Here is a 13,639-nt window from a genome sequence, read left to right as displayed (position 1 = left end):
CCCGCGAGCACGACCAGGGCGGCGATCTGGAGCTGAAACGGGATCCGCTGGACCCACTCCTCTTCATCGATCCCGATCGTGGCGAGCACCAGGCCGAGCAGGCCGCCCAGGGCCTCGCCGATCCGGCTCACGGTCGTCGCAGGGCCGCTGGCGACCGCCTCGTGCGAGAGGGCATGCAAGAGGAGGCCCGCCACGGCAGAAAGAAGCCAGGGCTCGACCGCTTCGAGGCGCTCCACATCGACGAGCCGCGTCGCAAAGGCGCCGATCACCGTGGCGAGCGCAATGCCCGCGAGCGCTGCGCTCATGGCGCCCTTGCCGCCCGTTCCAGCCCTCACCTCGAGGACCTGGATCGCCACCACCATGGCGAGCGGCACAGTGTGCGCCGCAAGCGCAAGCACGACAGGCAGCGTCAGCTGACCCACCCGGGAGAGCGACGCCACCGCCGCACCCTCGCCGAACTGATGCGCAAGCACCGCGGCATACCCCATCGCAAGCGCGGTCGTCGGCGTCCGGTGAGCACCCGCCTCCCCGATCACGAGCCGCTCCAGCACCGCCGGCGCCAGGAAGCCCGCCGCCGCCGCGATCAGCGCGAGCCAGCCGATCTCGCCGAGCGCCTCCGGCAGCAGATGGAGCAGCGCAATCGACGCTGCCCCGACGAGGGCGAACGTCCGTAGGGCAGACATCGCGCGCTCGCTCCGATGACGGAACAGCGCCGCCATGCCGCCCAGCATGACGGCCAGCGCGAGGAGCAAGACGCCGAACGCCAGCGACACAGGCGCCCTCCTAGCACGGATCGAGCGCGAACCGGCGCTGAGCGGAACATCGTGTGTGGCGCACTACGAACGGGGGAGGTTGTGCCGGCCCGCGCGGAGGATCAGGTCGCCCACGAGGGCGGTCCAGCCAGTCTGGTGCGAGGCGCCGAGCCCGGCGCCGGTGTCGCCGTGGAAGTACTCGAAGAAGAACAGGCGATCCTGGAAGCGAGGATCGCGCTGGAAGAGCGGGTGATCGCCGTAAACCGGGCGCCGCCCCTCGCGATCGCGCTCGAAGATCGCGATCAGCCGGCGCGAGAGCTCGTGCGCGCCATCGCGGAGCGTGCGAGGACCGTGGCCGTCGAGCGGGGGGATCGTGAGCACGTCGCCGAAGCCGTGATCGAGGCGGAGCAGCGAGCGGTAGAGCAGATAGCCGAGCGGGAACCAGATCGGGCCGCGCCAGTTGGAGTTGCCGCCCTTCATGCGCGTGATCGACTCGCCCGGCTCGTAGCCGACCGTGTACTGCGCATCGCAGGGCTCCTCCAGCCCGAGCGAGACGGGCGCGGCCGCGTGCTCCTTCGAGAGCGAGCGCGGGCCGAAGGGCGAGAGGAACTTGTCCTCGTCGAACAGGTGCGCGAGCACCCGCTCGAGTCGCCCAGGCGTCACCGCAGAGAGCACCTGCCGCCCGTCCGGACGCACCGTGATCGCCTCGGCCAGCGCGGGGTTCTTGCGCAGGAACCACTCGGTGCGGCGCCGGAAGTTCGCGAGCTTGCCGTAGATCTCCGGCGTGATCACGTGCACGGCGCAGAGCGGGATGAGACCCACGGCCGACCGGATCTTCACGTGCCGCGGCTTCCCGCCGGCGGTGAGGATGTCAAAGTAGAAGCCGTCCTCCTCGGACCAGAGCGGCAGCCGGCCGCCTTCCGCGTGGTGGAGCGCGTGCGCGATCCGGAGGAAGTGCTCGAAGAACTTGCTGGCGAGATCCTCGTACGCGGAGTTCTCCAGCGCGAGCTCCAGCGCGATGCGCATGAGGTCGAGGCAGTACATCGCCATCCACGCGGTGGCGTCCGCCTGCTCGAGGCGCATGCCGGGCGCGAGCCGCTCGCTGCGATCGAAGAGGGAGATGTTGTCGAGGCCGAGGAACCCGCCCTCGAACACGTTGTGCCCCTCGGCGTCGCGCTTGTTGACCCACCAGGCGAAGTTGATGAGCAGCTTGTGGAACACCCGCTCGAGGAACACCCGATCGCCCCGGCCCCGCTGCTTCCGCTCGATCTTGTAGAGCTGGTAGGTCGCCCAGGCGTGCACCGGAGGGTTCAGATCCGAGAACTCCCACTCGTAGGCAGGCAGCTGCCCGTTCGGATGCTGGTACCACTCCTTGACCATCATCTTCAGCTGGGCCTTCGCGAGATCGATGTCGAGCGGGGCCAGCGCGAGCGCATGGAAGGCGAGATCCCAGGCCGCGAACCAGGGGTACTCCCACTTGTCCGGCATCGAGATGACGTCGGCGACGGCGACGTGCCGCCACTGGCTGTTGCGGCCCGAGCGCCGCTCGGGCGGCGGCGCCTCCACGTCGCCGCGGAGCCAGGTGTCGACGTCGAAGTGATAGAACTGCATCGTCCAGAACAACCCCGCCGCCGCCTGCCGCTGGATGGCACGGCGATCCTCGGACAGACCAGGGCCCTGGACGGCGAGATAGTACTCGTCCGCCTCCTTGCGACGCGCCTCCAGGAGCTCGTCCGCGCCCTCGAAGGGCCTCTCCACCGGATCCGGGACGAGCCGGAGCAGGATGCGCCTGCGCTCGCCGGCCGGCACCTCGAGGCGGTGCCAGCTGGCGGCCTTGGTGCCGCGCAGCTCGGCGTTCACCCGCGCCTCGTCGGCGTCGATGACCCGGTGATGGAACGCGTCCTTGACGTACGGCGTTCGTGAGGGGGTGCCGTGGAGCCGCTCGTGGTTCGTCTCGTTGTTGGTGAAGAGCAGCTCCGGGCTGCCCTCGATGTAGAGGTGATGCGCGTCGTGCTCGGGGTGCGCCGCTCGCAGCATCACGTGGCCAGCGCCCGTCTTCATGGCCCGGATCTCGGGGACCGGGCCGGGAGGCTCGCTCCAGGACCACGTGTTGCGGAACCAGAGGTGCGGCAGCACGTGAATCGGCGCGGCCTCCGGGCCGCGGTTCACCACCGTGATGACCATGAGGATGTCGTTCGGGCTCCGCTTCGCGTACTCGACGACCACGTCGAAGTAACGATCGTCGTCGAAGGCGCCGAGCTCGGGGAGATCGATCTCGCTCTCCGACAGGCCGCGCCCGCGCGCGGCGGCGCCGAGCGCGTCGTAAGGGAACTGCCGCTGCGGGTACCGGTAGAGGTAGCGCAGGTAGCTGGAGGTCGGCGTCGCGTCCTCGTAGTAGTAGATCTCCTTGACGTCCTCGCCGTGGTTGCCTTCCGGCCCGGTCAGACCGAAGGCCCGCTCCTTCAAGATCGGATCCCTCTCGTTCCAGACGGCGACGGCGAGACACAAGATCTGGTGTCGGTCGCAGATGCCGCCGAGCCCGTCCTCGTTCCAGCGGTAGGCGCGGCTCCGGGCGTGGTCGTGAGGGAAATGCGCCCAGGCGTCCCCGTTCGCGCTGTAGTCCTCGCGCACCGTCCCCCAGGCGCGCTCCGACAGGTACGGGCCCCAGTGCTTCCAGCGCAGGAGGCGCTCGCGCTCCTCTTCGAGGCGGCGGTGCTCGGCGGTCAGCGCAGCGCGGACGGTCCTCGTCATGGAGGCCACGCTAGGCGACTCCGATGGAGGCGTCGAGCCCGCGGCCAGCGCTACTCGGTGCGCTTGATGATGTGGAATCCGAACGGGGTCTCGACGACCTCGCTCACCTCGCCGACCCTCAAGGCAAAGGCGACGTCGGAGAAGCCCTTGACCATCATGCCGCGCTCGAACACCCCGAGGTCCCCGCTGCGCTCCTTGGCGCCAGGCTCGTCGCTGTACTCCGCGACCGCGTCCTCGAAGCTCGCCCCGCCGCGGATCTTGAGGAGCGCCTCCTGGGCGCGCGCGCGCGCCTCTTCGCGCGTACGACGGATGCCCTCGGGCTTGCTCTTCGAGCCGTCGTGCATGACGAGGAGGTGCCGCGCGCCGATCTGTTTCGGCTGACTCGCCACGAGCGCCTGCTCCCGCTCGATCGCCGCGTCCTCCTCGGCCGCCCGGATCGGGGCGGAGACCGCGAGCCCGCCGCCGACCCAGGACGGCGAGGTGGCCAGCGTCCCGCAGGCGGTCGCGCAGAGGAGCGCGAGGGGAGAGCACGCCGTGAGCGCGCGGACCAGCACGGCGCGGAGAGCAGGGCTACGCATCGGCGCGGAGACTGCCGCGGGAGGGGAGCGCCCGCAACCCTTCCCGTCCGCTCCTTTGTCCGTCAGCGGAGCACCATCACCGGGACGAAAGCCCATCCGCCGGCGGCCACGCTCACCCGGGCGCGCCTCACCTCGCCCCGGGCGCTCACGACAACGTCGTGCGTGCCCGCGCGGACGCGGGTGCGCGCGATCGCGACGCGCGCAGGGAGCGTCGACCAGCCCCGCGTGTCCGGCGTGTCGAGCGCGGTCAGCGTCGCGCTCGTGAGCAGGCCGACGAGCAAGCCCAGCGGCCCGGAGTCCTCCGCAGCAGCCTCGGTGGCGCCCTGCACGGCCTCACCCGCGGCGATGCGGGCGACGGTCCTCGTGATGGCCGACAGGATGATCGTCCCCTCGCTCTTCTTCCAGGCCGAGCGCACCTGCGCCTCGACGTCGAGGGCCTCCTCCATCGGCTGGGAGCGCCCATCCAGCATCAGGGCCGGAATCGAATGGCCGCCCTTGCCCCGGGCGAGCGTCGGGTAGTTGACCCACGTCACGAGCCCCTTCGCCGCGAGCTCGCTGGCCCGCGCGCGATCGGCCGGGCTGATGTCGTCGGCCACGAGCGTGAGCGCGAGCCCGATCGGCAGGCGCTGCGGCACCTTCTGCGGCACGCGCCCGAACCCGACCACGACGACGAGCTCCGCCTCGCCGGCCTCGGCGAGCGGCGGCGACGGCTCCGCGCCCTCGATCAGGGCGGCGATGCGGGGCGACCTCGGCTCGCCGCGCGTGAGCGCGCGGAGCGGGTCGCGGAGCGATGGATAGGGCCCGTGGCGGAGCGCGTCGTCGTAGTAGAGGAGCGCCTCGTCGGGCTGGCCGCTCTTCTCGAACGCGAGGCCGGCAAGGTAGCTCCCGAGGCCGACGAGCGCCGTCCCGCCCTCGTGATCGCGCAGGTACCTCTGCATCACCGCGAGGCGGCGGGCCTCGACCCTGGCCCCGCTGAGGTCGCGCTGGGCCAGGTAGTTCATCATGTTGATGGTGTTGATGAGCAGCTTCTCGTACGCAGGCGCCCTGTACGGACCCGCGTCGTCCGAGAAGAGGTACTTCCCGAGCTCGTCGGCGGCCCCGCGGGACATGTCGAGCAGGTCGATCGATTTGTCCGCCATCCCGAGATCGCGCGCGGACAGCTTGTAGCGGTCCATGCTGAGGAGGATGTTGCCGCGGTCGAGCAGGAGGAGCGCGTTGTCGCCCTGGAGCGACGGAAGCTCGGCCGCGGTCTCGACCTCCATCTGCTCGTTCAGCGCAGCCACCGCCGCCGCGGGGGCGCCGCGGTCGAGCGCGGCGAGCGCGGTGCGCACGCGATCCTCGTGGCCGGCGCAGGCCGCCTGTCCGAGGCCGAGGAGCAGCGCGAGAGGCGCGAGGCGCGCGAGACGCAGAAGGACCGCGCGCCCGCGCCCCCGGTGGCCCGCGTGCCGCCCGCGCATCACTCCTGGATGAGCGCCTTGGTGAAGGCGGCCCGGTTCTGCCAGGCCACCGCGCTCGTGGCGACCTCGATGATCTGCATGAACATGAAGTACTGGACGCGGCGCTCGTCGGAGGTGCGCTCGTCGGAGGTGAAGACCTTGCCGGTGATGTAGTACTTCGCGCCGAGCTGGCGGTTGTACTCGGCGATGTGGTTCGGATCGAACCCGCCGCCGTGCTGCTTCTCGATCTCCGCGATCATCTGCTGCTGGCGCTCGACGCTCACCACGGTGACGAGATTCGTGTTGAACATGTACGTCTCGACGTCCGACAGGAGCGCCTGCAGCTGGCTGTCGATGTGCTCGCTCGTCTGGTTCGACAGCGGGTAGATGGCGAGCGTGGGCCGCGAGCCGTCATGCGCCCACGCCTTCGCCACGGGCGAGGCCATCAGCGACTTCAGGTTCTCGTGGAGGAGCTGCTCGATGTCGCGCCTGTCGATTCCCGTGCTCATCGCCGCGTCGTCGAGCCCCTCGACCTGATTGCCGCGCACGTAGGTCGGTCCGCAGCCGAGGGACGTCGTGGCGAGCGCGAGCGCCGCGAGCAGCGCGGCCGGACGGATGATGGGCGAACTGGGCATGGACACTCCGCAGGGGCAGGACGGCCGCATTCTAGCAGGCGAGGTGCGCAACGGAGCGGCGATCAGGCGGAAATCGTGCTCCGCCGTGCGGCGCGCCGGCGCGCCAGCAGAGAGGTCACCCCGGCGCGCCTCAGCGCGAAGAGCGCGAAGAGCGCGAGGAGCGCGAGGAGCGCGCGCGGGGAGGCTGGCCCGCCAGCGTCGCCGACGATGGGACCCTGCGCGCACGTGAGCCAGCGCTCGTCGAGCGGCCGGTGGGATGGCAGCCGCTCCGTCGCGCCGGGCGCCGTGACCCACCAGGGCGCCTCGTAGTCGCCAGCATCGGCGGCGCGCGTCGCCTCGGCCACGAGCCAGTCGCGATGGGCGATCAGCCCTCCGTAGATGGGGTCGGAGCAGCCGGACGGCCCGCGCGAGGTCACGCCGATGATCCGACCGGCCACGTCGAGCGCCGGTCCGCCCGAGTCGCCGCTGCAGATGCCGCTCTCGCCGCGCCACTCGCTCCCCGTGACGCGCTCCTGCGTTCCACACCCGTACCCCACGCACTCGACGCGGAGCCCGTCACGGCGTCGCCGCGCGCCGCCGTCGCGCGCCTTGCCCTCCGTGTCGCCGAAGCCCACCGCGGAGTAGACCTCGCTCTCCTCGGGCGGCCGCTCGATGCGGGGCGCGAGCGGCGTGACGTCGCTGCTGCGGATCGGCGAAGACAGGACGATGAGCGCGAGGTCGCGCCCGCACACGGCGTTGCCGTCGGGCGGGCTGAGCACCGCGCGCGCGGCGAGCCACGGCGCCTCCGCAGCCCACATGGCGCGGCCGAGGGTGGCGTAGACCTGCGAGGCGTCGACCGGCTCACCGAACGTCGCCGTCTTGCACGAGATGAGCTTCGGCGCCTCCGCGATGCAGTGCTGCGCCGTGAGCACCAGGTTCGGCGCGATCAGGGCGCTCGAGCAGGTCCGCGCGACCCGCCCTCTCCGATCCGTGATGATCAGCCCGGCGACCGCGCGATCTCCCGCGTCGGGATAACCTCCCTTGATCTCCAGCGCCGCCTCGTCCGCGTCCTCCCCGTGCAGGCCTGGCTCGTCCACGCCTCCCGCGCAGCCGGCCAGCGCGGCAGCGACGAGGAGGCATCCAGCTCGGGTACACCACGCGGTGCTGTTCCGGCACACGGCCAGCCGCCGTTGCACGGCACCTGCCAGCCTGGGCTGTGCATCGCCGCTTTCCTCTGAGGAAGGAGAGGATTGCTTCCGAGGAAGCCCACGCGCGCCCGGAGCAACGCCGCTGCGCTGTGGTGGGAGCTGTGGCCGGCGCGCCGATCGGGCTCATGTGCACCCGAGCACCCGACCCCGGCGCCGCCGGGAGCGCGCCTCTTCGCGATCGATCCTCTCGGGGAGGGGCGACGCGCGGGCGCAGCGGGTCGTGATCCCGGAAAGCGACCCCGCGCCGCCTGTTCCGAGCGTCCGTTCGCGACGTCGCTTCGCCGCAAGCGCTCGTTCTTTCCGGGCGGCGCCGGCGCGTCAGCCGACCACGATGTTCACGATCTTCCCTGCGACGTAGATGAACTTCTTCACCTGCTTGCCGGCGGAGAGCGCGGCCACGCTCTCCAGGTTGAACGCGGCGGAGCGGGCCTCCTCCTCCGAGGCCGCCTTCGCCAGCATCACCCGGCCGCGCACCTTGCCGTTCACCTGCACCGGGATCTCGAGGACGTCATCGATGCACAGCGCCTCGTCGTACGTGGGCCAGGGCTCGTAGCTGAGCGAGCGCTCGTGGCCCGTGAGCCGCCACAGCTCCTCCGCGAGGTGCGGCGCGAAGGGCGACACGAGGAGAACCAGCCGGAGGACCGCCTCGCGCGGCGGCGACGGCAGCGAGCTCAGGTGGTTCACGAACACCATCATCGCGGAGATCGCGGTGTTGAACGCCATCGCCTCGATGTCGCCGGTCACCTTCTTGATCGTCCTGTGGAGCTGCCGGCTCGTCGCGTCGTCCATCGCGTCCGAGAGCGGCCGCGTGCACGTCGAGAACACGCGGTCCCGGAAGCGGACCACGCCCTGGATCTGCCCTGACTGCCAGGGCTTCACCGCCTCGAGCGGGCCCATGAACATCTCGTAGAGACGCAGGACGTCGGCGCCGTAGGCCCGCACGATGTCGTCGGGGTTGATCACGTTGCCCCGCGACTTCGACATCTTCTCGTTGTCCTCGCCGAGGATCATCCCCTGATGGACGAGCTTCACGAAGGGCTCGGGGTGCTTCACGCGGCCGAGGTCGTAGAGCACCTTGTGCCAGAAGCGCGCGTAGAGGAGGTGCAGCACGGCGTGCTCGGCGCCGCCGACGTAGAGGTCGACGGGCATCCACGCGTCGTACGCGGCCTCCGAGAACGGCTCCGCGTCGTTCTGCGGATCGAGGAAGCGCAGGTAGTACCAGCACGAGCCCGCCCACTGCGGCATCGTGTTCGTCTCGCGCGCATACCACCTGCCGTCCTGCTGAAAGAAGCGCCAGTCCACCGCGCGCGCCAGCGGGCCCGCCGGGTCGTCGCCAGGGCGGAAGTCGGCGAGCGGCGGCAGCTCGAGCGGGAGGCTCCCGTCGTCCACCGCGATCGGCTGGTCGTAGCGGATCGTGTGCGCGTCGCCCTTCCGGGGATCACCGCCCGGCTCGGCGAGATCGACGGGGAAGTAGATGGGGATCGGCTCGCCCCAGTAGCGCTGGCGCGAGAAGACCCAGTCGCGCAGCTTGTAGTTCACCTCGCGCTTGCCGCGGCCGAGCGCCTCGAGGCGGGCGATGACTGCGCGCTTGCACTCCTCCGTCTTGAGCCCGTCGAACTCGCCGCTCCGGACCGAGACGCCCGGGTCGACATAGGCGGCCTCGAGCTCTGCGTGCAGGGCGCCGTCGGGGCTCACCACCTCGACGATGGGCAGCCGGTAGGCGCGGGCAAAGGAGAAGTCGCGCTCGTCGTGCCCGGGGACCGCCATCACGGCCCCGGTGCCGTAGCCGCCGAGCACGTAGTCGGCGACCCAGATCGGCACCTCTGCGCCCGTGATCGGGTGGACGGCGACGAGGCCCGTGTCGACGCCGCTCTTCTCCTTCGCGGCCGCGGTGAGCCGCTCGCGATCGCTCTTGCCCGAAGCGGCCGCGACGTACGCGCGCACCGCCTCGCGGCGCGCCTCGGACGCGCCGCCCTCGGCGCTCGTGAGCCAGGCCGTCAGCGGGTGCTCGGGCGCGAGCACGACGTAGGTGACGCCCATCAGCGTGTCGGGGCGGGTCGTGAACACGCTCAAGGAGCCCTTGGGCCACCCCTTGACCTCGAACGTGATGAGCGCCCCCTCCGAGCGGCCGATCCAGGCGCGCTGCATCGCGAGCGTCCCTTCGGGCCAGTCGACAAGGCGGAGATCGTCCACCAGGCGGTCGGCGTAGGCGGTGATGCGCAGCATCCACTGCCGGAGCGGCGTCCGGTGGACCGGGTGTCCGCCGCGCTCGCTCTTGCCGTCGCTCACCTCCTCGTTCGCGAGGACGGTGCCGAGCGCCGGGCACCAGTTGACGCTCACCTCGTCCTGGTACGCGAGGCCCTTCTTGAAGAGCTGGAGGAAGATCCACTGCGTCCAGCGCACGTAGCGCGGATCGGTCGTGGAGAGCTCTCGCGACCAGTCGTAGCTGAAGCCCAGCATCTTGAGCTGGCGCTTGAAGGTCGCGATGTTCCGCGCCGTCGTGTCGGCCGGGTGCGTGCCGGTCTCGATGGCGTGCTGCTCCGCCGGCAGGCCGAAGGCGTCCCAGCCCATGACGTGCAGGACGTCGATCCCGCGCATGCGGTAGTAGCGCGACATGATGTCGGTCGCCGTGTACCCCTCGGGGTGACCGACGTGCAGCCCCGACCCCGAGGGGTAGGGGAACATGTCGAGCACGTAGCGCTTCTCGCGCACGGCGCCTGCGCTGCGGACGGCGCGGAAGGTCTCGCCCTGCTCCCATGCGCGCTGCCAGTGCGGCTCGACCGCGGCGTGGTCGTAGCGCACGGGCTCGCGCGGCTCGTTGGGAGAAGGTTCGGTGGAGGTGCTGCGGGAGCCCATCGTCTCGGCGGCCATATCGCGACGTGCCATAGCACTGTGCTGCCGCGGTCGACAGCCGCCCCGCGGCGGCAGAAGCTCGCGTCCTCCGCGGGAGCGCTGTCGCCCGTCCGCGGTGCGGCCCCCGGCCATGTCGAGAGTTGCCGGCAAGCGTGGACAGCCCCTCGGTGCGAGCTCTGCCGTCGGATGCGCCCGCGCTCGCGACGGCTGACGGCGGCGCGCGCCGCCCCGCGCTCGGGATGCAGGCGCGCCGCGCGCCGGGGGCGTCGACGGCGCTTCCGCCGCGCTGACGGCGGCGCGAGCGCACCGCCGCGTGCGCACCTTGGTTGGGGAGGCGAGCTCGCTCTTCGACCGGCCGAGCCCCGGGGCGCGCGCCTCGCTGCTCCTTCGTCCGCAACGGGCGGCGTGAGCGCGGGGCCGCGCTGCGCATTCCCGGCGCAGCAGCGCCTCGCTGGACGGGGCGACGCGTCAGAAGGATGGCCGGACGCCGAGACTTGGGGGTAGATTGAAAGCGCTGTTCCGCTTCAGTGTGAGGCGGAGGGGCCGCGTGGGCGGTTCCTCCGGGGCGCGCGGATGACCGACAAACACGTTCGATGGGGAGCCCCCGAGAGTGAGATGGCGGCGCAGCCAGGCCGACCGCTCCCATCTGCGCATGGATCAGGGATCCCTTTCCGGCCCCTGCCCGTGCCGCCGCTGATGGCGCCCGGGGCCCTCCGCCCGCTCTCCGCGCAGTACGCGCTCAGCCCCCAGCTCCAGCAGCACGGCCCGCCCGGCTTCGCCGGTCCAGCGCCGTCGGCGTCAGGCTACGGCGGTCCAGCACCGTCGGCGCCAGGCTTCGGCGGTCCAGCACCGTCGGCACCCAGCTTCGCCGGGCCCGCCGCCTCCGGGGCAGCGTACCCCGGACCGGTGCCGCCCGCGTTCCCGGCGCCCGCGCCATCGGTGCCCGCGTTCTCGGGGCCGGCGCCGTCGGCGCCCAGCTTCGCTGGGCCAGCGTCGTCAACGCCGGTAACCGCGGCGCCGGCTTCCCCTCCGGCAGCGATGTCCGGGTACACCCAGCCGCCTGCGGCGAACGTCTCGGCGCGCGGAGGGACCCTTCCGCCCGGGCTCGTCTCGCAGCAGGACGTGCTGTCGGCCAGCGGCGTCTTTTCTCCGAGCGCCCTCCCGTTCGTCTCGGCGCCGCCGCCGTCGGACCCGATGCCCCTGAGCCAGATGTCGTTCCATCCGGCGCCGACCACGGAACGGATGGGCGCGAACGCGGCGCAGCCGCCCCCTCCGGCGGCGCCGCCCGGGTTCGCGAGCCCCGGGTTCGGTGCCGCCGGGCCCCCCGTCCAGGAGGCCGCGCGCACGCCGATGCCCTCGCTGCACGCCGGCGTTCCGGCGCCGGCCGGGCCGCCCTCGGCCGCTGCGCCCGCGTCTGCTCCGGCGGTGGGCGCAGCTCCCGGTGCGGCCGTGCCCGGCGCGCCCCCGGCGGGCGGCGGGTGGGACGGCGCGGCGATGCCGCCCGCCGAGAGCCCGTGGGCCACCACGTCGGCGCGGCTCGAGATGCCGGCGCTCCCCTCGAGCTTCGTGCAAGAGCGCGCGGAGCCGCAGAAGCCACCTGCCGCGCCGGTCCCGCGGCGCGAGGGCGGCAGGGCGCTCATCGTCGCGCTCAGCGTGATCCTGGCGATCGCCCTGCTGGCGCTCGTCGGGATCACGCTGTGGCAGAGCATGGGCGGCGGAGGGCCCATCGCGATCGACTACACCGAGCCGCCTCCGACGACCGCCGAGACGTCGCCCGCGCCTACCCAGAGCGTGAGCGCAGCCCCCAGCGCGCCCGCCGCGCCCCGGCCCGTCGCGCGGCCGCGGCCGAAGAACGACGACATCTACGAAGAGGTCGAGAAGGAAAAGACCGCGCGCTGAGGCGGCTCGACGCGGCGCGAGGGCAGCGCGCCGCAGGCGATTCGTTGGCCCTGCGCCCCGTTCCATGCTGGTGATCGCCGCGATGGCGACGCCGATCCCGCAGAACCTTGCCCAGTTCACCCTCGACGAGCTGGCGCGCGCGACCGGCGGGCGCGTGCTGAGGACCGGGCCGGCCGTGCGGGGCATCTCGACCGACAGCCGCACGATCTCGTCCGGCGCGGCGTTCGTCGCGCTCGCCGGCGAGGCCTTCGACGGCCATCGGTTCATCGACGCCGCGGCGCAGCGCGGGGCGGCCGCGTTCGTCGTCTCCCGGGAGGTGGCCCTGCCGCCCGAAGGCGGCGTGGTGCTCGTGAAGGACGGGCTCGCGGCGCTCGGGGCGCTGGCCAGAGCGCACCGCGAGCGATGGCGCAGGGGCGCGCACCCGGACGGGCCGCGGGCGATCGTCGCGATCGGCGGCTCCGCCGGCAAGACGACGACGACGCGGACCATCGCGGCGCTGCTCGCCGGGGCGGGCCGCGGCGACGTGCACGCGACCGCGGGCAACCTGAACAACGCCATCGGGTTGCCGATGACGTTGCTCGGGCTCGAGGACCACCATCGCTTCGCCGTCGTCGAGATCGGCACGAACCAGCGCGGCGAGGTCGCGGCCCTCGCGCGCATCGCAGGGCCGGATCTCGCCGTGCTGACCTCCATCGGCGTCGAGCACACCGAGGGGCTCGGCACGCTGGAGGACGTCGCCGCCGAGGAAGGGGATCTGCTCGCCGCCTTGCCGGCCGACGGCGTGGCCCTCGGCAACGGCGACGACGCGAAGGTGGTCGAGCAGCTCGAGCGCGCCGGCGCCGCGCGGCGGGTCCCCTACGGCTTCGGCGAGCGCGCGCAGATCCGGATCGCGGGGCGGCGGCCGGTCGGGGTGCGCGGCAGCTCGGTGCGGATCGAGCGCGGAGGCGAGGCGCTGGAGATCGTCGTCCCGCTGCTCGGCGAGGCGGGGGCGCTGGCCGCGGCGGCGGCCGTCGCCGTGGTGGAGGCGACGCTCGGCGAGCGGCTCTCGACCGAGCGGGCGGCCCGCGCGGCCGCAGGGCTCGCGCCGCCGGGGGACGGGCGCCTGTCGGTCCGCGAGCTGCCGGACGGCACCGTGGTCATCGACGACACCTACAACGCGAACCCCCTGTCGATGCGGTCGTCGCTCAGGACGGCCGTCGAGCTGGCCGGGGCGCTCGGGAAGCGGCTGGTCCTGCTGCTCGGCGAGATGCGTGAGCTCGGCGCGCTGGCGGCGGCGGAGCATGACGCGCTCGGCGAAGCGGTCGGGGCCGTGCGCCCGGCCGCGCTGATCGCCGTCGGCGGCGAGGCGGCGCGGATCGCGCGCGCCGCCGAGGCGGCCGGCGTGCGGGCGTGGTTCGCCGGCGACGCGAGCGCCGCCGCGGTCCGAGCGCTGGAGATCGTCGAGCGCGGCGATCTGGTGCTCGTGAAGGGCTCCCGCGGGATCAGGATGGAGCGGATCGTGGAGGAGCTCGCCGGGCGCGGCGCCGGCGCGTCGCCCTCGCCGTGAGC

9 protein-coding genes (1 of these 9 cut by a window edge) are annotated in these 13,639 nt (G+C 72.5%); 2 read left to right on the top strand and 7 right to left on the bottom strand.

Features of this window, described 5'->3' with window-relative positions:
- From WMF17_RS37815 to leuS, 7 genes are all read right to left on the bottom strand, one after another.
- A protein-coding gene (locus tag WMF17_RS37815) for a hypothetical protein (protein WP_437645850.1) crosses the window boundary here: on the bottom strand, window positions 1-773 show its 5' portion. The gene continues 55 nt to the left of window position 1, outside the view; only the first 773 of its 828 coding nucleotides appear in the window; its start codon is at window positions 771-773; its stop codon lies off the left edge, out of view.
- A gap of 63 nt (window positions 774-836) precedes the next feature.
- Window positions 837-3,503, bottom strand: coding sequence for an MGH1-like glycoside hydrolase domain-containing protein (locus WMF17_RS37810; protein ID WP_437645848.1), 2,667 nt, complete (start codon window positions 3,501-3,503; stop codon window positions 837-839).
- A gap of 50 nt (window positions 3,504-3,553) precedes the next feature.
- Window positions 3,554-4,081, bottom strand: a complete 528-nt coding sequence (locus tag WMF17_RS37805; RefSeq protein ID WP_437598236.1) for a peptidylprolyl isomerase — start codon at window positions 4,079-4,081, stop codon at window positions 3,554-3,556.
- A 62-nt stretch (window positions 4,082-4,143) separates the two neighbouring features.
- Window positions 4,144-5,538 carry a hypothetical protein gene (locus tag WMF17_RS37800; protein WP_437645846.1) on the bottom strand — a complete coding sequence of 465 codons (1,395 nt, stop codon included), beginning with the start codon at window positions 5,536-5,538 and terminating at the stop codon, window positions 4,144-4,146.
- Window positions 5,538-6,152 carry a penicillin-binding protein activator LpoB gene (locus WMF17_RS37795; RefSeq protein ID WP_437645844.1) on the bottom strand — a complete coding sequence of 205 codons (615 nt, stop codon included), beginning with the start codon at window positions 6,150-6,152 and terminating at the stop codon, window positions 5,538-5,540. The genes WMF17_RS37800 and WMF17_RS37795 overlap by 1 nt, the downstream gene beginning before the upstream one ends.
- A 62-nt stretch (window positions 6,153-6,214) precedes the next feature.
- Window positions 6,215-7,327: a trypsin-like serine protease gene (locus WMF17_RS37790; protein ID WP_437645842.1), complete on the bottom strand. Its 1,113-nt coding sequence runs from the start codon at window positions 7,325-7,327 to the stop codon at window positions 6,215-6,217.
- Window positions 7,328-7,657: 330 nt separating this feature from the next.
- Window positions 7,658-10,225: a leucine--tRNA ligase gene (gene leuS, locus WMF17_RS37785; protein WP_437598231.1), complete on the bottom strand. Its 2,568-nt coding sequence runs from the start codon at window positions 10,223-10,225 to the stop codon at window positions 7,658-7,660.
- 1,005 nt (window positions 10,226-11,230) lie between these two features.
- Between leuS and WMF17_RS37780 the strand changes: the two genes are divergently transcribed.
- On the top strand, window positions 11,231-12,091 hold the full coding sequence (locus WMF17_RS37780) for a hypothetical protein (protein ID WP_437598230.1): 861 nt from the start codon (window positions 11,231-11,233) through the stop codon (window positions 12,089-12,091).
- An 82-nt stretch (window positions 12,092-12,173) separates the two neighbouring features.
- Window positions 12,174-13,637: a UDP-N-acetylmuramoyl-tripeptide--D-alanyl-D-alanine ligase gene (locus WMF17_RS37775; protein ID WP_437645840.1), complete on the top strand. Its 1,464-nt coding sequence runs from the start codon at window positions 12,174-12,176 to the stop codon at window positions 13,635-13,637.
- Window positions 13,638-13,639 lie beyond the last annotated feature (2 nt).

Source organism: Sorangium sp. So ce362 (assembly GCF_051519845.1).
Taxonomy (GTDB): Bacteria; Myxococcota_A; Polyangia; order Polyangiales; family Polyangiaceae; genus Sorangium.
This window is presented reverse-complemented; position numbering and strand designations above follow the sequence as displayed.

What these genes read in the sequence shown, in the direction of transcription:
- WMF17_RS37805 (WP_437598236.1), bottom strand. Translation starts at nt 4,081, where the DNA reads ATGCGTAGCCCTGCTCTCCGCGCCGTGCTGGTCCGCGCGCTCACGGCG.
- WMF17_RS37795 (WP_437645844.1), bottom strand. Translation starts at nt 6,152, where the DNA reads ATGCCCAGTTCGCCCATCATCCGTCCGGCCGCGCTGCTCGCGGCGCTC.
- WMF17_RS37775 (WP_437645840.1), top strand. Translation starts at nt 12,174, where the DNA reads ATGGCGACGCCGATCCCGCAGAACCTTGCCCAGTTCACCCTCGACGAG.
- WMF17_RS37810 (WP_437645848.1), bottom strand. Translation starts at nt 3,503, where the DNA reads ATGACGAGGACCGTCCGCGCTGCGCTGACCGCCGAGCACCGCCGCCTC.
- WMF17_RS37780 (WP_437598230.1), top strand. Translation starts at nt 11,231, where the DNA reads ATGTCCGGGTACACCCAGCCGCCTGCGGCGAACGTCTCGGCGCGCGGA.
- leuS (WP_437598231.1), bottom strand. Translation starts at nt 10,225, where the DNA reads ATGGCACGTCGCGATATGGCCGCCGAGACGATGGGCTCCCGCAGCACC.
- WMF17_RS37800 (WP_437645846.1), bottom strand. Translation starts at nt 5,538, where the DNA reads ATGCGCGGGCGGCACGCGGGCCACCGGGGGCGCGGGCGCGCGGTCCTT.